The sequence below is a fragment of the Bathymodiolus japonicus methanotrophic gill symbiont genome (assembly GCF_019721995.1).
In the GTDB taxonomy this organism is placed as follows: domain Bacteria; phylum Pseudomonadota; class Gammaproteobacteria; order Methylococcales; family Methylomonadaceae; genus Methyloprofundus.
Genome location: NZ_BLYC01000004.1, coordinates 93,003 through 112,338, shown reverse-complemented (window position 1 = coordinate 112,338; position 19,336 = coordinate 93,003). Strand labels below are relative to the sequence as shown.

Annotated in this window: 28 protein-coding genes and 4 pseudogenes; 15 read left to right on the top strand and 17 right to left on the bottom strand. The window is 43.0% G+C overall.

Annotation, left to right across the window (positions count from 1 at the left end; translation table 11 throughout):
- Positions 1–10 precede the first annotated feature (10 nt).
- Entirely contained in the window at positions 11–232 is a 222-nt protein-coding gene (locus tag K6984_RS07510; RefSeq protein WP_221894957.1) for a type II toxin-antitoxin system Phd/YefM family antitoxin, read from the top strand.
- On the opposite strand, the gene K6984_RS07505 is transcribed toward K6984_RS07510, so the two are convergent.
- Positions 222–1,214: an IS30 family transposase gene (locus tag K6984_RS07505; protein WP_221894956.1), complete on the bottom strand. Its 993-nt coding sequence runs from the start codon at positions 1,212–1,214 to the stop codon at positions 222–224. The two genes, K6984_RS07510 and K6984_RS07505, sit on opposite strands and share 11 nt — an antisense overlap.
- A 253-nt stretch (positions 1,215–1,467) precedes the next feature.
- On the opposite strand from K6984_RS07505, the gene K6984_RS07500 reads away from it, so the two are divergent.
- From K6984_RS07500 to K6984_RS07485, 4 genes are all read left to right on the top strand, one after another.
- Positions 1,468–1,770 carry a type II toxin-antitoxin system VapC family toxin gene (locus tag K6984_RS07500; RefSeq protein WP_230987975.1) on the top strand — a complete coding sequence of 101 codons (303 nt, stop codon included), beginning with the start codon at positions 1,468–1,470 and terminating at the stop codon, positions 1,768–1,770.
- A 60-nt stretch (positions 1,771–1,830) separates the two neighbouring features.
- Entirely contained in the window at positions 1,831–3,039 is a 1,209-nt protein-coding gene (locus K6984_RS07495) for a beta-ketoacyl-ACP synthase (protein WP_221894955.1), read from the top strand.
- Positions 3,036–3,785 carry a beta-ketoacyl synthase chain length factor gene (locus tag K6984_RS07490; RefSeq protein ID WP_221894954.1) on the top strand — a complete coding sequence of 250 codons (750 nt, stop codon included), beginning with the start codon at positions 3,036–3,038 and terminating at the stop codon, positions 3,783–3,785. Before K6984_RS07495 ends, K6984_RS07490 begins: the two co-directional genes overlap by 4 nt.
- A gap of 104 nt (positions 3,786–3,889) precedes the next feature.
- Positions 3,890–5,080 carry an NAD(P)/FAD-dependent oxidoreductase gene (locus tag K6984_RS07485; RefSeq protein ID WP_221894953.1) on the top strand — a complete coding sequence of 397 codons (1,191 nt, stop codon included), beginning with the start codon at positions 3,890–3,892 and terminating at the stop codon, positions 5,078–5,080.
- Between the two features lie 393 nt (positions 5,081–5,473).
- Here the strand turns inward: K6984_RS07485 and K6984_RS32880 are convergent, their stop codons facing one another.
- Together K6984_RS32880 and K6984_RS32875 are read right to left on the bottom strand one after the other, a co-directional pair.
- Positions 5,474–5,602, bottom strand: coding sequence for a hypothetical protein (locus K6984_RS32880; RefSeq protein ID WP_263458677.1), 129 nt, complete (start codon positions 5,600–5,602; stop codon positions 5,474–5,476).
- 27 nt (positions 5,603–5,629) lie between these two features.
- Positions 5,630–5,758: a hypothetical protein gene (locus K6984_RS32875; protein ID WP_263458596.1), complete on the bottom strand. Its 129-nt coding sequence runs from the start codon at positions 5,756–5,758 to the stop codon at positions 5,630–5,632.
- Between K6984_RS32875 and K6984_RS07480 the strand changes: the two genes are divergently transcribed.
- Complete coding sequence (locus K6984_RS07480; RefSeq protein ID WP_221894952.1) at positions 5,736–5,960, top strand: hypothetical protein; 225 nt, start codon at positions 5,736–5,738, stop codon at positions 5,958–5,960. The genes K6984_RS32875 and K6984_RS07480 overlap by 23 nt on opposite strands.
- On the opposite strand, the pseudogene K6984_RS07475 reads toward K6984_RS07480, so the two are convergent.
- The 3 genes and pseudogenes from K6984_RS07475 to K6984_RS32870 all read right to left on the bottom strand — a co-directional run.
- Positions 5,952–6,279 (bottom strand): annotated as a pseudogene (locus tag K6984_RS07475) (IS66 family transposase); the annotation flags it as partial. The gene K6984_RS07480 and the pseudogene K6984_RS07475 sit on opposite strands and share 9 nt — an antisense overlap.
- 38 nt (positions 6,280–6,317) lie before the next feature.
- A complete protein-coding gene (locus K6984_RS07470; RefSeq protein ID WP_221894951.1) occupies positions 6,318–6,767 on the bottom strand; it encodes a hypothetical protein in 450 nt (149 codons plus the stop codon).
- 25 nt (positions 6,768–6,792) lie between these two features.
- Positions 6,793–6,927, bottom strand: coding sequence for a hypothetical protein (locus K6984_RS32870; RefSeq protein ID WP_263458676.1), 135 nt, complete (start codon positions 6,925–6,927; stop codon positions 6,793–6,795).
- Here K6984_RS32870 and K6984_RS07465 point away from each other — a divergent pair.
- A complete protein-coding gene (locus K6984_RS07465; RefSeq protein ID WP_221894950.1) occupies positions 6,884–7,111 on the top strand; it encodes a hypothetical protein in 228 nt (75 codons plus the stop codon). The genes K6984_RS32870 and K6984_RS07465 overlap by 44 nt on opposite strands.
- Here K6984_RS07465 and K6984_RS07460 read toward each other — a convergent pair.
- Both K6984_RS07460 and K6984_RS07455 read right to left on the bottom strand, forming a co-directional pair.
- Positions 7,042–7,917, bottom strand: a complete 876-nt coding sequence (locus K6984_RS07460) for a transposase (RefSeq protein WP_221894949.1) — start codon at positions 7,915–7,917, stop codon at positions 7,042–7,044. The two genes, K6984_RS07465 and K6984_RS07460, sit on opposite strands and share 70 nt — an antisense overlap.
- Positions 7,918–8,061: 144 nt before the next feature.
- Positions 8,062–8,373, bottom strand: a complete 312-nt coding sequence (locus K6984_RS07455) for an IS66 family transposase (protein ID WP_221894948.1) — start codon at positions 8,371–8,373, stop codon at positions 8,062–8,064.
- A 62-nt stretch (positions 8,374–8,435) separates the two neighbouring features.
- Between K6984_RS07455 and K6984_RS07450 the strand changes: the two are divergent.
- The 3 genes and pseudogenes from K6984_RS07450 to K6984_RS07440 all read left to right on the top strand — a co-directional run.
- A pseudogene (locus K6984_RS07450) lies at positions 8,436–8,549 on the top strand (IS6 family transposase); the annotation flags it as partial.
- 60 nt (positions 8,550–8,609) lie between these two features.
- A complete protein-coding gene (locus tag K6984_RS07445) occupies positions 8,610–8,843 on the top strand; it encodes a hypothetical protein (RefSeq protein ID WP_221895153.1) in 234 nt (77 codons plus the stop codon).
- A pseudogene (locus K6984_RS07440) lies at positions 8,824–8,967 on the top strand (IS6 family transposase); the annotation flags it as partial. The gene K6984_RS07445 and the pseudogene K6984_RS07440, both read left to right, overlap by 20 nt.
- On the opposite strand, the gene K6984_RS32865 reads toward K6984_RS07440, so the two are convergent.
- Positions 8,960–9,082, bottom strand: a complete 123-nt coding sequence (locus K6984_RS32865) for a hypothetical protein (protein ID WP_263458675.1) — start codon at positions 9,080–9,082, stop codon at positions 8,960–8,962. The pseudogene K6984_RS07440 and the gene K6984_RS32865 sit on opposite strands and share 8 nt — an antisense overlap.
- Here K6984_RS32865 and K6984_RS30760 point away from each other — a divergent pair.
- From K6984_RS30760 to K6984_RS07430, 3 genes and pseudogenes are all read left to right on the top strand, one after another.
- On the top strand, positions 9,039–9,326 hold the full coding sequence (locus K6984_RS30760; protein ID WP_230987974.1) for a hypothetical protein: 288 nt from the start codon (positions 9,039–9,041) through the stop codon (positions 9,324–9,326). The two genes, K6984_RS32865 and K6984_RS30760, sit on opposite strands and share 44 nt — an antisense overlap.
- A pseudogene (locus K6984_RS07435) lies at positions 9,248–9,682 on the top strand (IS6 family transposase); the annotation flags it as partial. The gene K6984_RS30760 and the pseudogene K6984_RS07435, both read left to right, overlap by 79 nt.
- 313 nt (positions 9,683–9,995) lie before the next feature.
- A complete protein-coding gene (locus K6984_RS07430; RefSeq protein ID WP_221894946.1) occupies positions 9,996–10,385 on the top strand; it encodes a hypothetical protein in 390 nt (129 codons plus the stop codon).
- A gap of 143 nt (positions 10,386–10,528) precedes the next feature.
- On the opposite strand, the gene K6984_RS07425 is transcribed toward K6984_RS07430, so the two are convergent.
- Together K6984_RS07425 and K6984_RS07420 are read right to left on the bottom strand one after the other, a co-directional pair.
- Positions 10,529–10,996 (bottom strand): hypothetical protein, encoded by a 468-nt coding sequence (locus K6984_RS07425; protein ID WP_221894945.1) that lies wholly within the window; start codon positions 10,994–10,996, stop codon positions 10,529–10,531.
- A complete protein-coding gene (locus tag K6984_RS07420) occupies positions 10,997–11,503 on the bottom strand; it encodes a CPBP family intramembrane glutamic endopeptidase (protein WP_338024468.1) in 507 nt (168 codons plus the stop codon).
- 390 nt (positions 11,504–11,893) lie between these two features.
- Between K6984_RS07420 and K6984_RS07415 the strand changes: the two genes are divergently transcribed.
- On the top strand, positions 11,894–12,151 hold the full coding sequence (locus tag K6984_RS07415; protein ID WP_221894943.1) for a YcgL domain-containing protein: 258 nt from the start codon (positions 11,894–11,896) through the stop codon (positions 12,149–12,151).
- 28 nt (positions 12,152–12,179) lie between these two features.
- Here the strand turns inward: K6984_RS07415 and dcd are convergent, their stop codons facing one another.
- From dcd to mobA, 3 genes are all read right to left on the bottom strand, one after another.
- Positions 12,180–12,746, bottom strand: a complete 567-nt coding sequence (gene dcd / locus K6984_RS07410; protein ID WP_221894942.1) for a dCTP deaminase — start codon at positions 12,744–12,746, stop codon at positions 12,180–12,182.
- Positions 12,747–12,839: 93 nt separating this feature from the next.
- A complete protein-coding gene (locus tag K6984_RS07405; protein WP_221894941.1) occupies positions 12,840–13,649 on the bottom strand; it encodes a formate dehydrogenase accessory sulfurtransferase FdhD in 810 nt (269 codons plus the stop codon).
- The gene (mobA, locus tag K6984_RS07400; protein ID WP_221894940.1) at positions 13,646–14,236 is read right to left on the bottom strand and encodes a molybdenum cofactor guanylyltransferase MobA; all 591 of its coding nucleotides are present in this window, start codon (positions 14,234–14,236) and stop codon (positions 13,646–13,648) included. Before mobA ends, K6984_RS07405 begins: the two co-directional genes overlap by 4 nt.
- A gap of 436 nt (positions 14,237–14,672) precedes the next feature.
- Between mobA and K6984_RS07395 the strand changes: the two genes are divergently transcribed.
- Positions 14,673–15,056 (top strand): hypothetical protein, encoded by a 384-nt coding sequence (locus tag K6984_RS07395; RefSeq protein ID WP_221894939.1) that lies wholly within the window; start codon positions 14,673–14,675, stop codon positions 15,054–15,056.
- Positions 15,057–15,200: 144 nt separating this feature from the next.
- Here K6984_RS07395 and K6984_RS07390 read toward each other — a convergent pair whose 3' ends face one another.
- Genes K6984_RS07390 through K6984_RS07380 form a run of 3 tightly spaced genes read right to left on the bottom strand, consistent with a single transcriptional unit; the run spans position 15,201 to position 19,194 of the window.
- Entirely contained in the window at positions 15,201–15,875 is a 675-nt protein-coding gene (locus tag K6984_RS07390; protein WP_221894938.1) for a lysophospholipid acyltransferase family protein, read from the bottom strand.
- A gap of 12 nt (positions 15,876–15,887) precedes the next feature.
- Positions 15,888–17,855, bottom strand: coding sequence for a non-ribosomal peptide synthetase (locus K6984_RS07385; RefSeq protein WP_221894937.1), 1,968 nt, complete (start codon positions 17,853–17,855; stop codon positions 15,888–15,890).
- 4 nt (positions 17,856–17,859) lie between these two features.
- Positions 17,860–19,194, bottom strand: coding sequence for a cytochrome P450 (locus K6984_RS07380; RefSeq protein ID WP_221894936.1), 1,335 nt, complete (start codon positions 19,192–19,194; stop codon positions 17,860–17,862).
- Positions 19,195–19,336 lie beyond the last annotated feature (142 nt).

Here is a 19,336-nt window from a genome sequence, read left to right as displayed (position 1 = left end):
AAAGTCTGACATGCAAATTACTAATATTTCTGATGCAAAGGCCAGTTTGTCTAAGCTGATAAAAATTGTTCAAGAAACCAAAGAGCCTATTATTATAGGTAAAGCAGGCAATCCCGTTGCTATTCTTTCTGCGTATAAGGATAACCTAACTCCTCGAACACTAGGCGGAAGCTGGGAGGGGAAGGTAAAAGTAATGGATGATTTTGATGAGTCTCCTGAATTCAAGTCATAAGTACATAACCCAATAAATTTTTCATATCTATCCCAGTCAGCTCTTCAAATACCTCATAAGGTGTTTTGTAATTGAGACACTTTTTAGGGCGACTATTTAGCTTATCAACGGCTATAAAAACCTCTTTTATCGTAACATCAATCAACTCCATTACTTTAGGGAAATACTGTCTTAATAAGCCATTAGCGTTCTCATTTTGCCCTCTTTCCCAAGAGCTGTAGGGAGTCGCAAAATACGTATCACAGCCTAGTGCTTCTGCTATTTTTTCATGCAGGGTAAACTCTTTCCCGTTATCAAAAGTAATTGTTTTAACAAAGCTTTTTATAGGATCAAGCATTAAAATAGTTGCGTCTAATACATATTGAGCCTTTTTCCCCGCTAAAGGGAAGGCCAACCGTAATTTAGAGACTCGCTCATCCAACGTTACAATCGCCCCTTTGTGATTTTTCCCAATGATTGTATCTGCCTCCCAATCACCTATACGCTTACGGTTGTTGACCTCTTCAGGACGCTCATCTATATCGACTCTATTAGGGATTCCTGTCCTATTATGGGCTGACCCATACCGCTTGCGATAGGTTTTGTTCTGATGCCGAAGATGCTTGTATAGTTCACCCCCTGCCTTTTTGTCCGCCAGAATATGCTGGTAGATTGTTTCATGATGAAGACTAATTATACCTTCTTGTTTTAACCGCCCTGCAATCTGCTCAGGACTCCAGTCATCCTCAATGCGAACATTAACAATGCCTTTTATTTCATCCGTTAATTTAACCTCTTTAGGCTTGTTTTTGTGTCGTTCTTGGGCAAAATCTTCTGCTTGTTTATGCCTGTAGCCTCTTTGACCTGTATTGCGTTTAATCTCGCGTGAAATATTGCTTTGGCTTCGTTCTAAGGCTTCTGCTATTTTATTCTGTGAAGTTCCCTTTTTTAATTCAATTTCTATATAATATCTTTCTTCAGGACATAGGTGTGTATAGCTCATTTGTAGCCTCTGTAAATTGTTTGGTAGCTGTTTACTTTACACCTATGTCTTGTCTTAATTCAACAGGTGTTAGTCTAGCCAATACTTGCAGAGGGTTATGCACTTATTATACGAATTCAGGTCTAGTGATGATTCAATAGATCTTTTTTATAATTCTACTATTTTTCCAGATGTAGAATGAATTTACTTCTAGACACGCATGTTCTTATCTGGGCATTAGAAAATAACTCGACGCTTTCTGTTCCAGCACGTAATGCAATTATTAGAGGGTAAAAATCTGATTTTTATTAGTTCTGCTACAGTATGGGAATTGAGTATTAAGCAATCACTGGGAAGACTTGAAATACCTGATAATTTGCTTGAGGAAATTGATCTGCATCGATTCACGCAGTTGGGTATTAATTCTCAACATGCCCAACTGGCTGGAAAGTTACCTAATATTCACAAAGACCCTTTTGATCGAATGTTAATAGCGCAAGCCAAAATTGAAAAACTTACGCTAGTAACAAGAGATAAGCTTGTAGCTCAATATGATGTTGCTATTATTGAGGCCTAGCTGAATGGTTCTTTAGTTTGAAAAACCTGAAAATATTGAAAGTATTGATTATGGGGAGCAATGAAAAATAATCTTACCGTCATAAAGCCTGTAGCAATTAAAGCTTTTTCAGCCTTGAGTACGTGTGGAATGGGCAATAAAGCGTTATACCAATCCCTAGCTGATAATCAATCACAGTTAGCTCCTTTATCATTATTTAGTATCTCGTTTCCAGCATTTGTCGGTGAAATAAAACAGCCTTTACTGGATATTCGCGAGCAACTGGCAGAATACAACTGCCGTAATGCAAGAGTGGCTTTAACCGCATTAAATGATGCAGAAGGCGGTGTGCGAGCAGCTGTTGAAACTGCGAAAGATAGGTATGGCGCACACCGAATCGGCGTTATTATTGGTACTAGTACCTCGGGACTATATGAAACCGAATCAGCATATGGGGTGTTACTAGAAACAGGTGATATGCCCGATGATTTTCATTTTGTCACTGAACACGCCTATCAGGCAACCGCACGATTTGTACAATTGGAATTAGGCTTAACGGGCGTATGTTATGCAATATCTACAGCCTGTTCCTCTGGTGCTAAAGCCATTGCCGCCGGGCAACGCCTAATTAACGGTGGACTCTGTGATGCAGTAATAGTGGGTGGTGTTGATACCTTATGCCGCTTAACTCTGCGTGGCTTTCGTAGTCTGGAGTTGGTCTCAAATCAGCCATGCACTCCCATGGATAAAAATCGAAATGGAATTAGTATTGGAGAAGCAGCAGGTTTATTAGTTTTAGAAAAATGTGGCGCGGATAATGCTGATGCAATGAAAGTATTAGCTGTAGGTGAATCTTCGGATGCCCATCATATGAGTACCCCGCACCCCGAAGGTAAAGGTGCGGTATTGGCTATGAAGAACGCATTACAACTGGCAGGTTTAAAGGCTGACAAAATTGATTATCTGAATTTACATGCCACAGCTACTAAAATAAATGATAGCGTGGAAGGTAGAGCTGTATTTAGCGTCTTTGGTGATTCTGTTCCCTGTAGTGGCACCAAAGGCATTACCGGGCATACCTTAGGTGCGGCTGGGGCATTAGAAACCATTATTGCACTGACTGCATTACAGCAACAGTTTATTCCTGGCACTCAGGGATTACAGGAACTTGATGACGAATGCCAGTGTCAGGTTATTCAATTCCCCCTACAGACAAAAAACATGCAAATTGCAATGAGTAATTCATTTGGCTTTGGCGGTAATAATGCCAGTGTGATAGTAGCGCTATGATGAATCAGTTATATATTAAATCAGCTGCAGTTTGTTGTCCTGACAGTAAGGTATTAGCTGCTTTTAATCTACAAGGCAGTGATATAGATAAAAGCCTGATTCCAGCAGGCATGCGCAGACGGACAAGCGTCACTACGCGCATCGCAATTACTGCAGCAAAACTCGCGTGTGTACAGGCTGATGTGGGTACTCAAAACCTGGCCTCGATTTTTGCATCATTAGGTGGCGAGATACAAGTCACCGATGCGCTTTGTCGCTTACTGCCTGATAAGAATGAACTGCTTTCTCCGACCCAGTTTCATAACTCAGTGCATAATACCACGGCGGGTTACTGGAGTATTCTAAATCAGTGCCAGGCTCCGGCTACAGCAATTGCTGCAGCCGATGATACTTTTGCTATGGGCTTGATAGAAGTGTGGGCGCAGTTGCAACAAAGTAGTGGCGAGCGCTTGTTGGTTTGCTATGATGAACTATGGCCGCAATATCTGACGCCGCCTATAGGGAAAATAGCTTTCGCCTGTGCATTTGTGTTGAGCGCAGAGCCTGATCAATCGATAGGGGCGATAACGCTGCCTCAGGTTTCACAGCAGAAGGAGCAAGCTTTACAGGCTGACTGGGTTAAGCTTACAAAAGCAGCACCAGCAGCGGCGGTGATTCCATTGTTACTTGCCTTGCAACATAAGCAACCGTGTATAGTGCCGTTAAATATAAAAGTGCCTATCTGGACGAGCCTGCTTGAAGTTTAACTTCACCAGTCGCTAAAAAATAAATCGTGGTAGAGCGGACTAAAGTCCGCTCTACAGTATATTTCCTTGTAGAGGGAATTAAAAAAGCTTAAGAGAGATACTGAGTGGAACAACAGAAGTACGATGTTATTATTGCCGGAGCTGGACCTGCGGGTACTACTGCAGCGACATTATTGGCGCAATATGGGCACAGTGTCTTATTAATTGAGCGCGACCAGCACCCACGCTTTCATATTGGTGAGTCTATGCTGCCGATGAGCGAGACGGTGATGCAACGGTTGGGTATAGACTGGGAAACAGGGAATTTAAAAAAAAGTGGCGCTGACTTTATTGATGAAGTTTCAGGGCGGCATACCTATTTTCCATTTCAGGGAAAATATCGTACCTTTCAAGTTGAGCGTTCGGTGTTTGACAAACGGCTGTTTGATAATGCTATTGAAAATGGCGTTATAGCACGGCAGCAAGAGCAGGTTGTCAATGCGCAATGCTCAGCGAGTCGCGTGAGTATTGAAACAGATAAAGCGCAATACCAGGGGCGGTATTTTATCGATGCAACCGGGCGTGATACTCTGATGGGTAAAAAATTACGTAGTATTGATAAAATAAAAAATCTGGGTAAATTTGCCCTCTATAAACATTATAAGCTAGCTGACAATAATGCTGCCAATGAGCTTTTTAAGCATGGTAATATTAAGATACTATTATCCAGTATAGGCTGGATTTGGTGCATTCCTTTAACCGATGGTCGTCTAAGTGTGGGCCTGGTAGTACAAAAAAACACCTCTGGAGATTTGAAACAGGCTGCACTTTTTGAGCAAAGTCTTCAGGCTTCACCTTATATGAGTGAACTCTTAATAGCAGCGCAAACACTCTCGGAAGTACAAATCGAGGCAGATTTTAGCTATCGAAACACGCAACGTTATGGTCAGCGCTTTGCCTGTTGTGGTGATGCAGCAGGTTTTTTAGATCCGGTGTTTTCCTCTGGTTTCTTTTTTGCAGTGAAAACAGCGGAATTTATAGCCGATCAATTGCATAAGGGCTTGGCTTCGGGTAAAGAGGGCGATGAATACCTCCATCAGCAAGGGGATGCATTTTATCAAAAAGGGTTTAAGACTATGCACTTATTAATTGAGCGCTTTTATTGTTCTAATATAGTCGAAAACCTGTTTTTTGAATCGGATCGGCAACTGGATATAAAAGAGGAAATTGTCGCACTACTTGCGGGTGATTTATGGCAGGAGCATAATTCGTTTCAACAGGGCTTGTTAACCGGAAGAAGTAAGACAGATTGGTAATTTATGCTCACTTGGGGAGTAGTTTCTTTAAAACTATTATGTAGGAGATTATTATGCAACGTTTAATACAAGTAATAATGCTGTTTATGTTTTTTAGTTTAACAGCTTGCCAGATCACCGGGTCAAAGTCTGATAAGTTACCAGAGAATCATCAGTGTTCCCATTGAAAGAAGAAGTACCTAAACAAAGCAGCCTATAACCTACCTGAAGGTAGCACCACTCGAATATTTCCATCTTTTTGATTTTAATCACTTATAACAGCAAATAGACACTCTGTAGGCACCGTAAAAAACAACAAATAATTTCAAATAAAGCTTGCAATTGCCGAAAAAATTCTTCTAAAAATTTCCGTTTTAATCACCTCATAAACGGATATCACCCATGCTTAAAGACCTACCACCGCTGGAAATCCTGGAAACGGAGCTTTAGCGAAGTGAAGATTTTTAGTCCGCGATAGCCGTAGGGCCGTTGTTTTGTCGGAGTCTGAGCGTTAGCGAAGGTGGAGACAAAATAAAAGGCCATCCGACACGGCGTCAAGTCATTTGGAGCCTATGTTCCGACCCCTTGTTGGGTCGGGACGAGGTGACGAGGACGAATCGGGGCCGCCGGAGGCATAAGTGGTCGCGTTAAGTTTTTGCTGCTTGCTTGGGCTGGGATGCCCAAAACAAGCTTTCGCAAAAATAGCGACTCCCCGATCTCTGAACATATTCACCAACACTGCAATGAAAGTATGGAACGTGCCCTGTTAGCAGAGCGTCATCCTTTGTGGGCTCGTTCATGCCCAGAGTTGAAGGATATCGACTTTATTCGCCTTGGGTTATTACGCTGTATCGTAAGCGTCAATTCTCTCCACCTAGACAAGCTACCCCAATTACTTTAGAGGCTTAATTTTTTCAATCAAGTTCCAGGGCAAAAACTGATCCAGTGCTTCTGGTTTATAATGCCTACCCAGCTTGGGTAGTTCAGTTAATAGATATTTCAGGTAATCAAAAGGCTCCAGGTTATTAGCAACGGCTGTTTGCACAAGACTGTAAAGTAGTGCGCTGGCATTTGCACCGCGTGGTGTCTGGTTAAACAGCCAGTTTTTACGTCCAATCACAAACGGTTTGATATGCCGTTCAGCTTGCATTATTATCAATTTGTATATTACCGTCATCAATATAGCGGATCAAGCTACCCCACTGGTTAATACTCGATGTTCAAGTTTTTCCATCCCATTGCCATCAAACTCTTACCTTCACCCAGTAGAACAATACTTTAATGATGCTGTTGGCCCTAAGCGCCCTAAATCTCTGCCAATCATATTTTTTCCTGATGGCATCAGTTGAAACACATCCTTTATTAATTCACCTAACTCTTTCAGCTTATCACCAGGATCTGGAAACTCTAGCAATGACGTGATGAACTCAAGCAGTACATCTATTTGAGACTTGCGCTGTAAGCTTCCTACGGTATACGCAGGTAGTTTGCTTTCAATGCGGGCTATTTGCTCTGGGTGAAGGAGAAGGCAATGGTCAAACAAAAGACTCAGAATCAGGCCACGGCTTGATCCCTCTTCATCTAATTGTTTGGCCTCACGCCCCCATCCTTCATAAAGCTTCCAGTCCTCAAAGAAAACCTCAATCAGCCATCTCAACGTATAGGCTTGAATAATATCTTGTGTGCGCCAAGTCAGGTCTGTCGCCACTAAATAGCGATAGTCGTTTTCACCGTCATATTTTAAGGCAATGACAACAGGCGCGCCATGCTACCTCACGAAATTCCGGGACTCCTGTCGCCATAATTCGTTCACCTACGCAGCGGATGGGAGATGCCCTGAACGCCCTGCGTCCGCAACGACTACGCACAAAAGCCGCTTCGTCATTACTACCTCACTGGCTGGACGGCTATTCGGAATGCAATTCTTGCTCCTCTCGCGTGCTGCTAGCACACGTCGAATCAGCGAATTGCCCTGTCGCCTATCAGGGACTAAAAATCACCACTTCGCTAAGCTCCGTTTCCATGATTTTCAGCGAGCGTTTTTTACTGTGAGAACTCACCTTTAATCGTGCACTGCTGACAGTCACTTTAATCTCTTTGCCGCCACGTACACGTATTATCTGATCAATGCCTTTGTTAATCGAATTAAAGTAGCTCTCGACTGACCTTATTCTACCTCTATATTCAATATTTTGGTTTTTACGTAATTGGCTAATCACCTGCGAGCCTCCAGATTCTTTAGCGGCTTCGTCCATAAAGGCTTTTTCACCATACAGCGCATCAGCCAGTACGCCTTTAATTTTAATCAGGCTATGCGCAACTTTAAACTCTTTTAATAAGCCTAATGCAATCTCTGTTTTGGTCGGGTAGGCACTGTCACGTTCAGGCTTAATAGGCCGATCTTTTTTTGCTATACCGCTCTTTTTCAACCGTTTATCTTCTTTATCCCACTGCTTTAAGGCTGGATCCGGCATATAAAAGAAAAAACCGACAGGCACTGTAATGGATGAGGTAACTAGCAGCAATAATACTATCGTTTGTCCATTAACATACCCGCCGGAGCCTTTGTGTTTCTGCTTGTAAACCTTATAAATACGTTTTGTAGACTTAGATCGTGCTCGGTCTGATTCATCAAAGGCCAACACACCTTCAGTAATGCCATAACGTTTTAAAATTAAGACCACACTCACCCGTAGCAACCAGTCCCAGGGTATACTTGCTTTACGAAACACCCAGGATAATGCGGCTACTTTGCAATCTCCAAGGCTTGCTCGCTCAAACTTAGCCCAGCAAACAGAGTTCATTAGCAGTATGCCCGTTAAACAAGTGCCCAACCAAACGGCTTGAATCCGTGTCAAAGCGGCTCCGGGTTTTAGCTGATTGAGCGCATCATTTAAATCGTCAATATAGCTTTGGATAAAGGTGGCTGGGCATTCATTAACATGGGCTTACACCGATAAAATTACAACAACCTCAGAATACCTGATTTTACCTTCTCAATATCAAAAACTTGAACATCGAGTAATAGTGTAACGAATGGCTTTACCTATTGCGCTATCCTTTGCTGTCTTGGTAAGGTTGTTATCGCACCACTGCTTTAACTCTTCCAGTAAAGGTTTGCTTTTTTCCTGACGCTGTAAATAACGTTGCTCTATCGTCAGGTCTTTGATCTGTTTTTCAAGTGCATACAGTCGGGCAAACTTACGTAATGCGGTTTGAGCCAGCCCCATTTTATTCTTGCGACTCTCTTTAGGGAGGGCTTTTAGCGCTTCATCGAATTTACGCCGCGCATGTGCCATACGGTTCTGTCGCATAAAGTTCACTTCTCCGTGTTACCTGCTATCATGAGTCTCAATTCGAATAAAATAAGGTTCATATGCTTAGTTTTAAATGGCGTCATTTTGAAAAAGAAATCATTCTCCTAAATGTCAGATGGTACTTGGCTTATCCACTCAGTTATCGCAATCTTGAGGAAATAGCTCAGGCGCGCCATGCTACCTCACGAAATTCCGGGACTCCTGTCGCCATAATTCGTTCACCTACGCAGCGGATGGGAGATGCCCTGAACGCCCTGCGTCCGCAACGACTACGCACAAAAGCCGCTTCGTCATTACTACCTCACTGGCTGGACGGCTATTCGGAATGCAATTCTTGCTCCTCTCGCGTGCTGCTAGCACACGTCGAATCAGCGAATTGCCCTGTCGCCTATCAGGGACTAAAAATCACCACTTCGCTAAGCTCCGTTTCCATGATTTTCAGCGAAAGAACGAGGCTATCATGTTGACCACAGCACCCTTAATCGGTGGGTGATAAATTATGCACCTGAATTAGAGAAAGAATTTCATAAAAAGAAGCGTCCTGTTAATGGACGGTGGCGGATGGATGAAACCTATATTAAAGTCAAAGGAGACAGGCGCGCCATGCTACCTCACGAAATTCCGGGACTCCTGTCGCCATAACTCGTTCACCTACGCAGCGGATGGGAGATGCCCTGAACGCCCTGCGTCCGCAACGACTACGCACAAAAGCCGCTTCGTCATTACTACCTCACTGGCTGGACGGCTATTCGGAATGCAATTCTTGCTCCTCTCGCGTGCTGCTAGCACACGTCGAATCAGCGAATTGCCCTGTCGCCTATCAGGGACTAAAAATCACCACTTCGCTAAGCTCCGTTTCCATGATTTTCAGCGGTGGAAATATTTTTATCGTGCCGTTGATAAAGAAGGCAATACCATTGACTTCTTACTCACCGCAAAGCGTGATATGAAAGCAGCCAAGCGCTTTTTTAAGAAAGCCATTAAGAGAAATGACCGCCCTGAATTAGTCAATATTGATAAGAGTGGTTCCAATAAAGCAGCGCTTAATAGCATCAATAAGGAAGACTCAGATACCCCTAAAGTGGAACCCATTGTAATCCGTCAATGTAAATATTTGAATAATATTATCGAACAAGATCATAGGAACATTAAACGAATAACTCGCCCTATGTTGGGTTTTAAAAACTTCCATAGGGCCCAAAAAACATTAGCAGGTATTGAGATAATGAAAATGATCAAAAAAGGACAAATGTTCGGAGGGGATGGTTTGTCTCCTGCAGGACAGTTTTATTCATTAGCTGCATAAAGGTCAGTTATAACCAAGTTTTGCCGTCACGATAAGTTCTTGCGACAGAACCCTATTATTCATGTCGGGCTCCTCTTTGCTCCGTTATTACTCTTAGGTGCATTATGACACTGTTGGTGGGAGAGGAGTCCATATCATCAGCCTACGCTGTATGATTTTGTTATTTGATTAAATATTCCTTAACCCATCTTCGTCACTATTGATGATGTAGTTGTTATAAATCAATTGGTTGAAATTTTAAAAACAGGCGCGCCATGCTACCTCACGAAATGCCGTGACTCCTGTCGCCATAATTCGTTCACCTACGCAGCGGATGGGAGATGCCCTGAACGCCCTGCGTCCGCAACGACTACGCACAAAAGCCGCTTCGTCATTACTACCTCACTGGCTGGACGGCTATTCGGAATGCAATTCTTGCTCCTCTCGCGTGCTGCTAGCACACGTCGAATCAGCAAATTGCCCTGTCGCCTATCAGGGACTAAAAATCACCACTTCGCTAAGCTACGTTTCCATGATTTTCAGCGTAAGCCAGTTGGCACTACAGATTTTGTGTTTTTTGTATAAAACGTTGAATTTTTTAGAGTATTTTTGTCGAAATGTAAATTACACTCAAATAATGATGATTTTTTTGACAAAAGTCAATGAATTTATCGACAAAAATAATATAACTGGCACTATAAAACTTTCAAAAAAACACCATTGATTTTAAAGAGAATTTTTCGACAAAAAATCGCTTAAACCGATGAATCAATAGCTTAGAAAGATAAAAGTGACGAAGATGGGTTAACTTAATAGCAGTGTACGCCAAGAGTACCATCAGCTCACCTTTAAAGACAATACTATGATCTATAACGGCTTTGCTGCGAGACTTTTAATAATAGCCTGGTACTCTTCGATTTTTGGCTGGTATAAATACATAACCAGCGCGGATAATAATATGAATATATAAAGTGTATTAAAGCTATCGCCTAATATGAACATCACAAAGCCATATATTCCTATACTAGCAGCAACCGTCATAGAGACAAAAATTGTTACTAAGTAGCGAGATTTTGCAGTTTTATTACCCTTTGCCGTTTGATTCAATCGTAATAAAACATGGCGCATAAATTTCATTAGCGGAAATGTCGTAATGGCAACGACATAAAGAATAGTTCTAATTAAAATACGCTGCTGCTCATCCATACCTAGCTGTATTTTATTACCGTATGTATGGCAGATTACAACCAGCGCAATTAAGCTCATCAATGCTAGCGCCCTAATAACTCCCGCCATTAACAGGTCGGATTGTAATTGTTGTTCTGAGAGTGTCATTTATTTATCCTTTTGTTGCTCTAGTCGATAGCTATGCAAGATAAGCACAAATGCAAAGAAGTCATATACGCTATGAATAATTATAGGCGTTAGCAGATTTCGAGAACTATCATAATCCAGGTATAAGCCCAGGTAGATACTAACGGCTGTCGCCAGCACAAAATATAAGATAGTCACTGCATGCACCAGTCCAAAGATGATGCTACTGACCAGTATGCCTGCCATCATTCCCCATGAATTTTCCATCCAGGGCTGAATTACGCCGCGGAACAAAATCTCTTCCGAGATACCTGCGATAGTGGCTAAAACAAATAAATCAGCCCAGTGATGTTTGTGTAAACTTGGCCCTAGTGTTTGATGTAACACCTGCCTGATTTTTTGCAGGGAATCTAGCTGAAGTTGATTTAAGGCGATAAAAATCAGACATAGTGGCAAGGTTCCCACAATACCGTTAATGACTACCTGTTCATTAAATATAATAAACTCAAACGGATTAATATCTACCATCCAGCCAAGGACTATGGCGACTAAAACCAGTGCACTCTTAAAATAGCAGGCTGTTTTGAAAAAATTATCAGGATTTATTGAGGGTTCATTCATAGTAAATTGGTGCGATAAATCCTAGAAACTGCAGTTGAGCACGCTGTTGTGGAAAATCTGAGCGCGAAAGACAAGGCACAGCTCTCGCCAATGGCCGTAGTCATTGGCGAGAGCTGTAACGCAGTATTTCGTGCTCAGATTTATTCACAAAACCGTGAAGCGGGAAACATTCACCCAACGGGTGACTAGTATTAACATTCATTTTATTCAATATTCAGTAGCTTCTAGTATTTTATAGCGGTCAACTGCGGTTTCTAGGATAATACGACTTTCTTTGTTCGTTAGGGGGCTAATGCTGTGCAGTGTTTTATTTACAAAAGTAGCAAAAAAGACGGTTTGTATTTATATATAGCCAAGCAAGATGATTTCTCAGATATTCCAGAGGCGATATTTAAGAGTATTGGTCCACCTGAATTTGTTATGCAACTAGACCTTACACCCGAGCGTGAACTAGCACGTGAAAAAGCAACGGATGTTTTAAAGGGCATAGCGGATCATGGTTTTTGTATTCAAATGCCACCGACCACGCATTCTGCCCCTGGAAAGTTACAATAATTAGCATCCATGCCAAATGAGGGTGTGCTTATGCTTTCGGTAAGGTCACACCTTTTTGCCCCTGATACTTCCCACCTCTGTCTTTGTACGAAACCTCACAGACCTCATCACCACCAAAAAACAGCATTTGCGCAACCCCTTCATTAGCATATATTTTTGCCGGCAATGGCGTGGTATTGGAGAATTCCAGCGTCACATGTCCTTCCCATTCTGGCTCTAGTGGCGTGACATTAACAATGATCCCACAGCGGGCATAGGTCGATTTACCCAGGCAAATGGTTAACACATCCCGCGGAATACGAAAAAACTCCACTGTTCTTGCCAGCGCAAATGAATTGGGCGGAATAATACACACATCAGATTTTACATCTACAAAGCTGCCATCACTAAAATTCTTGGGGTCAACTATCGCAGAATTGATATTAGTAAATATTTTAAATTCATCCGAACAGCGTACATCATAGCCATAACTCGATGTGCCATAGGAAATAACTTTACCTTGCTCTGAGTGTCTAACCTGCCCCGGCTCAAAAGGCTCGATCATGCCCTCCTCTTGTGCTTTGCGACGAATCCATGTATCTGATTTTATGCTCATATTAGTCTTGCTATAGTGTATTTGATTCAATAAATGCGGGTAATTTTATCCTAATCTCTGCACTGACACAGAAATAACTTTAGAAAGCCTACTTTACACGTCGAACTCAATATTCTGCGCGCCGTTAAGTACCATAAAATGCTTGCCTTTGGATCGAGAAATCAAGGTAACGCCGGATAATTGCGCCATTTCCAGCCCCATCTGGGTCGCACCTGAACGTGATAGCAAAACCGGAATACCCATTTGCGAGATTTTTATCACCATTTCCGAGGTGAGTCGCCCGGTGGTATAGAAAATTTTGTTATCGCCAGAGATACCCTGCAGCCACATATGCCCGGCTATGGCATCCACCGCATTATGCCGGCCCACATCTTCGACAAATATCTCTAGCTGATCTGCTGCATATAAAGCGCAACCATGTACCGCGCCCGCTTTTTTATAGACTTCATTATGAGCCCTGACAGAATCTAACAATGCATATAAAGTAGATTGACGCACATGGTTTTCGGGGACACGAATTTTCTGTAACTTTTCCATTAAGCGGCCAAATACAGTTCCCTGACCACAGCCTGTCGTCACTGTTCGGCGCTGCATTTGCTGGCTAAAATCACTGCTTTCTTCGCTGGTCACCACCGCGACTGATTCGGTTTCCCAGTCGACCTGCACAACTTTGATCTCATTTATATGCTCAAAAAAAACCTGGTTTTTTAAATAGCCCAGGGTTAATAATTCAGGGTGCGAGCCGATAGTCATTAGGGTTACGATTTCCTGCTTATCCACATAAATGGTCATCGCCCTTTCGCCAACTAACTGGATATTTCTTGTAGCACCGGTTTCATCAATTCCGACAACCGCTTTGGCAACACTTAATCCTGCATCAGTCATTTCTAATTGCATCGTCATTCCCTGGCGGAAAAATCCGCTAATTGCTGCAGCGTATTAATATTAGAGAAAAGTTCCGGATTAGCACTAAAGTCTACTTTGACCCAGTGATGCTGATCAAACCAGCGGTCTATCTTGCGCTCACCCTGCGCCAGGTAATCTTGCAGGCTATGTTTAAGCGTGCTGTTAAGCGCCATAAAAACCGGGTGTATACGCTCGCCATCAAAGGCAACAGCAATATCAGCCGCACAGCGCTGACGCTCATCAAGCAAGAACCGCAAAGCAGTCGCTGTCATAAAAGGGGAGTCACAGGGAGTCACCAGTAAAATATCTTTGTGACAGGCGAGTAAAGCTGCGTAAACCCCAGCTAATGGCCCGAGAAAATCATCGCTTGCATCGCTAATCACCGGATAATTAAATTGCTGGTATTGCTCGATATTGCGATTGGCATTAATAATTAACTCATCCACAACCTGCACCATTGCCTGTATGGCATAAGTAATCATTGCATGCCCCTTAAATGCAACCAGACCTTTATCCTGTTTATTCATCCGCCTTGCTAAACCACCCGCCAGAATGACTCCCGAAACGCCTGTTTGTTTATTCATGCTTTTGTTTGCTAGTTTGTTTATTAGCAGACATAAAAACACGTCTATGTCATTTAATCAATGATATTTAGCGCCATCAATTATCTATACTTCGCGCGGTCACGACCACGGATTTCTAACGACTGACTTTTTGCCGATAGCGGCGTTGCTAAAACAGTTGCATAGCCAGCTATGCGCCTGTTTTAGCGCCTTGCCCTCGACAAAAATCAGTGCGCTATAAATTCCGCATCCGTGACCGCACGAAGTATAACCATATTACACCGTCCACAACATTATTTTCAAAACCTTTACCACCCAAAAGACGGCCAAGTCAACCTAATTAATTACATTTCTGCTCATGCAATACACATATAGTTTGTGCTAGAATCATAATCAGCATGTGCCTATTAACAATGGTAACGTGTTATTCAAAATAACAACAATGAGGTTTACATAGATGAAATTATTAAAAAGTGCACTGATTGCGTTTGCATTAACACTTTCTTTGGGTTCTTTTTCAACTGCGGTTGTTGCTTGTGAAGATGGAAGAACTTGCTTTGGTCCTGCTCAGGCAACTGATATTGTTTTAGGTCATATTGCTGAAGGCATGAAGTCAGTTGAAGCTGGAGAAAATGGCCCAGCAGCAATTGCACATACAAAAGCCGCGCTAAAAGCAAGCAAAGAAATTAATGCTAGTGATAAAGTTGATGTAGCTCGTGGTCGCGCTAACGCACACCTTAAAAAAGCCAGATCAGCATTTAAGAAAGGTGACATGCAAGGTGGTGAAGATCATTTAGGTATGGCAGAAAAAGCATTTACAGATCTTAAAAGAATGCTTTAAGCTGCGACTTATAGCTTAAAGTCAGATCGGGGTTAATGGGCATTGCGCCCGTTAACCCTATCTCCAGCAACGTACGTTTTCACCAAGAGCTGGAAATATATTCGCAATCCTTCTCTGCAACACCCCATCCCTCTTCTAACGCTATCAATCAAAACTCTGTTCCGCCTGCTTGCTTAAATAATTAAGCTGATCGGTTAATTGCTGCTGATATTGCGTAATTTCTTCTTCCATGACTCGCTTGCCAACTTCAATAGGCTGCCCGATCATGATATGTACTTTGCTAAATGGCAAAGGTAGAAAAAAATGATCCCAGCCATTTAAGTAAATCTTGCGACTACAAGCATTGGCAACGGGGATAATCGGCGCACCACTCAGCTGTGCCAAGACCACTGACCCTACCTTAGCTTCTCTGGCAGGCCCCAAAGATCCATCGACTGCGGCTCCGACACTGCATTTTTCTTTGCTGACAGTTAAGTAAACATCACGTAAAGCCATAGCCCCGGTACGATGCGCAGAACCACGCAGTACGCCTATTCCCAGTTTTGTTAATACCGCATCACCGATATTACCATCTTTAGAAGGGCTTACTAGCACGGTGGCATGCACACCTTGCTGACATAATCCCAGCAAAAAATGGATCGCAAACGTCATTTGCTGGTGCCAGTAACACGGCAGCATCGGCTGGTCTGCATCGATATAGCTCTGTATCTGTTCGCTACCTGTAATTTGCACTTTGCAGGTCTTTTGCAATATTTTTACATAGCCGAAAATAAGGGAGGGCACCAGTTTTTGCTTAATAAATGTATTCAATAATTTCATTACATAGCCTCCTTAGCTCTGGGAATTTTGCTCAAGATAGCTAGCCAGAGTGCGAATACTTGGATAATCAAACAAGTCGGTTAATTCGACCTGATCAGGAAACAGCTGATCCAGACGCTCGTGAATTTGCGTTAACGACAGCGAGCTAATGCCAATTTCAAATAAATCATCATCAGGTGCAATATCTCGCTCAGGAATCACTTCTTTGCAAATCGCCATTAACTGCTGCTCAATAGAGCCAGCCCCACTTTGCCCTATGCTTTGAACCGCTTCCGCTGCAGATAATTGTCTGAGTTGTGCAATAACACCCGCGTACGCTCCAGCAATAAACTGATTCGACAGATTAAAGCGCTGTACTTTTCCACTGGTGGTTTTAGGGAATGCAGAAACAGGAATGACCTCAGCTACTTCTATGCCTGCATCTTTGGCTAGAATGGCGCGAATTGCATTCGCAATAGCCACAAACTCACTTAACTCCCCTTTATAGTTGACAAACAGAGCAAGTGCTTCGCCATTGTTACCGGGGATAGTACATGCAGCGACTTTTTGCTCGCCTATCTCCGGTAGCGCCTCACACATCTGTTCTAGGTCATGCGCATGATAGTTTTGACCATTCACAATAATCAAGTCTTTAAAGCGACCGGTTAAAACCAGCTGTTGCTGATAAATAAAGCCTATATCTCCAGTATCTAGCCAGCCCGCGTTATTAATAGTTTCCGATGTCAGTGCAGGATCGTCATAATAGCCGTGCGTGACATTATCGCCGCGAATTAAAACATGCCCTAAAGTCAGCTCGGCCAACTCTTCGCCAGCAGTATTCGCAATAATCAACCCAGTGCCGCTCACAGCCGTTCCTAATAACACCATTTCCAGGCTGTCCGCCTGTTCTGCTGAAGTCACTCTAATGGTATCGCCCAATTGCATATACTGCCGGTTGATAAAAATAGATTGCACTTCTGCTGTCGGCTGAGTAAACGCTGCGGCCAGTGAGGCTTCTGCCAGACCATACACTGGGAAAATAACAGTTTGTTTAAAGCCAAACGGCTTTAAAGTCTGATTAAACTCGCGGCATAATGCCGCTGAAATTTGCTCAGCGCCATTAAACATTAAACGTAGCGCAGAGAGATCAAGGTGCCCCTGCTTTTCTGGCTTAAAATATTTCAAAATATGCTGATAAGCAAAATTAGGCGCGGCTGACACTGTGGCCTTTTTTTCACTGATTTTATCCAGCCATAAATTAGGTCTGCGCACGAATAGTTCCGGCGACATCAGGTAGACATCTGTATTTAAGACCAGCGGGGACAAATGAAAGCCGATGATACCCATATCATGGGTTAGCGGCATCCAGCTTAAACTGACATCTGCTGCAGTCGCCTCACTACCCTTCAGGATTGAGCGTATATTACTCATTAAATTATGATGCGATAGCACCACGCCTTTAGGCTCGCCAGTAGAGCCTGACGAAAACTGAATAAAAGCGGTATCTTGCGGGGCAACTGTTGCCACCTTCGCCTGGTTCTGATCCGGTAGCAGTTGTTCTGCGAGTAAAGCCTGCTGCTGTAATAGCGGCGTTAACGCCGCTAGCTGCTGCTCATCGGCATAGCCTAATAAAGCTTGCAGTGATGTCGCTGTCGTCCAGATAAATGGCGAGTCTAGTTTTTGAAACACCGAGAGTACGCGTTTATGTGCGGTATTCTGGTTCGCGGCATTAAGTGGAACAACTATAATACCTCCCAATATCGCTGCCCAGAAAACATCGACAAACTGTTCATTATTTTCTGCCAGCAGGATCAGCTCATCCCCTTGCTTTACACCCGCAGCTTGTAATTGATATAACAAGTGCAGGGCACGATTGTATAGTTCTGCATAACTAACCGTCAGTTCGTCATTTTTCGCTTTAATATAGGTAATGCTTTTATTACCTTGTGCAGTGGTCTGTAGCGCCTCAACTAGCGTGGCGGAAAATGTTGCTTCGCTCATATACCTATCTATAAGTTGCTTGTATAAAAATATCTTGCCTGGGTCTTAAATTGACCAATGGCTCCAGTTCAACCGTCTGCCCGGGCACCAGTTTAAAATGAACCTTTTGTATAATGCGGCTGATATGTACCGCCATTTCCTGTATCGCCATACTGTCACCGATGCAACGCCGGGGACCAATTGCAAAGGGCAAATAGGCTCCGATATGCTGCTTTTCTTTATTTTCCGGACTAAAGCGCTGTGGATCAAACTTTTCTGGATCAGGCCAATAAGCTGGATTACGATGCATCAGATAAGGCGGTATCAAAATATCAGTACCTGCTGGAATATCAATACCATTAAAGTGATCATCCGCAAATGCTTGTCGGGTAATAACCCAGACAGGTGGATATAAGCGCATCGATTCATCCAGTACCTGTTGTGTTGTGTGCAGTTGCTCGGTATCAGCCATGCTCGGCATCTTATCGGCGGGCAAGAATTGCTGACTTTCAGCTAACAGCTGCTGCTCTATCTCACTATGCTGGGCAAGCAAATACCAGGTCCAGTTTAAAACACTTGCAGTGGTTTCATGTCCGGCAATAATAAGCGTCAAGATCTCATCGATTTGCAATTTCTCCGGCATCGCCTCACCGCTACGCTTCTCGGTCGCGTTCATCACCATGGTTAGTAAATCAAACGGCTGGCGATTTTCTGCACGACGTCGCTGCATCATATCGTTAACCAGATGCGTCAGTTGACGAAAACGCCTGGCAAATAACAAGTCTCGGGCAGAATCATCGGTTACCATCAGAAAAGGGTTCTCCCCGGTTTCTTCGATAATCCGGTCCAGGTCTTCACTAAATAACGCATGTAAAATAAAATCCAGCGCAGTCTGGCTCATCGACTCAGTGAGATTAATCGGCTTGCCAGTCTTAATATCATCATCCCAGCTGGCGAGTAACTTATCAGCACAGCTAATCATTAAGGGTAATTGATGTGTCAGCAATTTATTACTAAACAGCGGCTGCATCATTTTCCGCTGGCGTTTCCACAAGTCACCTTCGCTAACGATAATGCCTCGGCCTAATAAGACATTAATCTGCTTGATGCCCACGCCTTTTTTATAATTTTTGTAATTAGTGACCAGAATATGCTTTGCCATCTCCGGGTCACAGATGTTATACACCCAGTCATCCTGATCAGGAAATTTAGCCTTGAATACATTACCATTGGTGCCCACCAGGCTTTCAAGTTTAGCCAAAACCTGTTCCAGTTGATGGTAATCAATAATAATGTCCTCGCCAGGCGGCAGGCTTAGTGCAGTAGAATCAGACATAAGGTATTTACTGAAGTTTCCCAATAATTATTTATGGTAAAATTGAAACTATGCTACAACTATATGAAAAAATAGCCTTTTCATTCGTTTCAAATGCTATTGCCTAAGGGGAATTAAGTAGGGGTTTGCTATAACTCGATGTTCAAGTTTTTTAACTGATTGATTT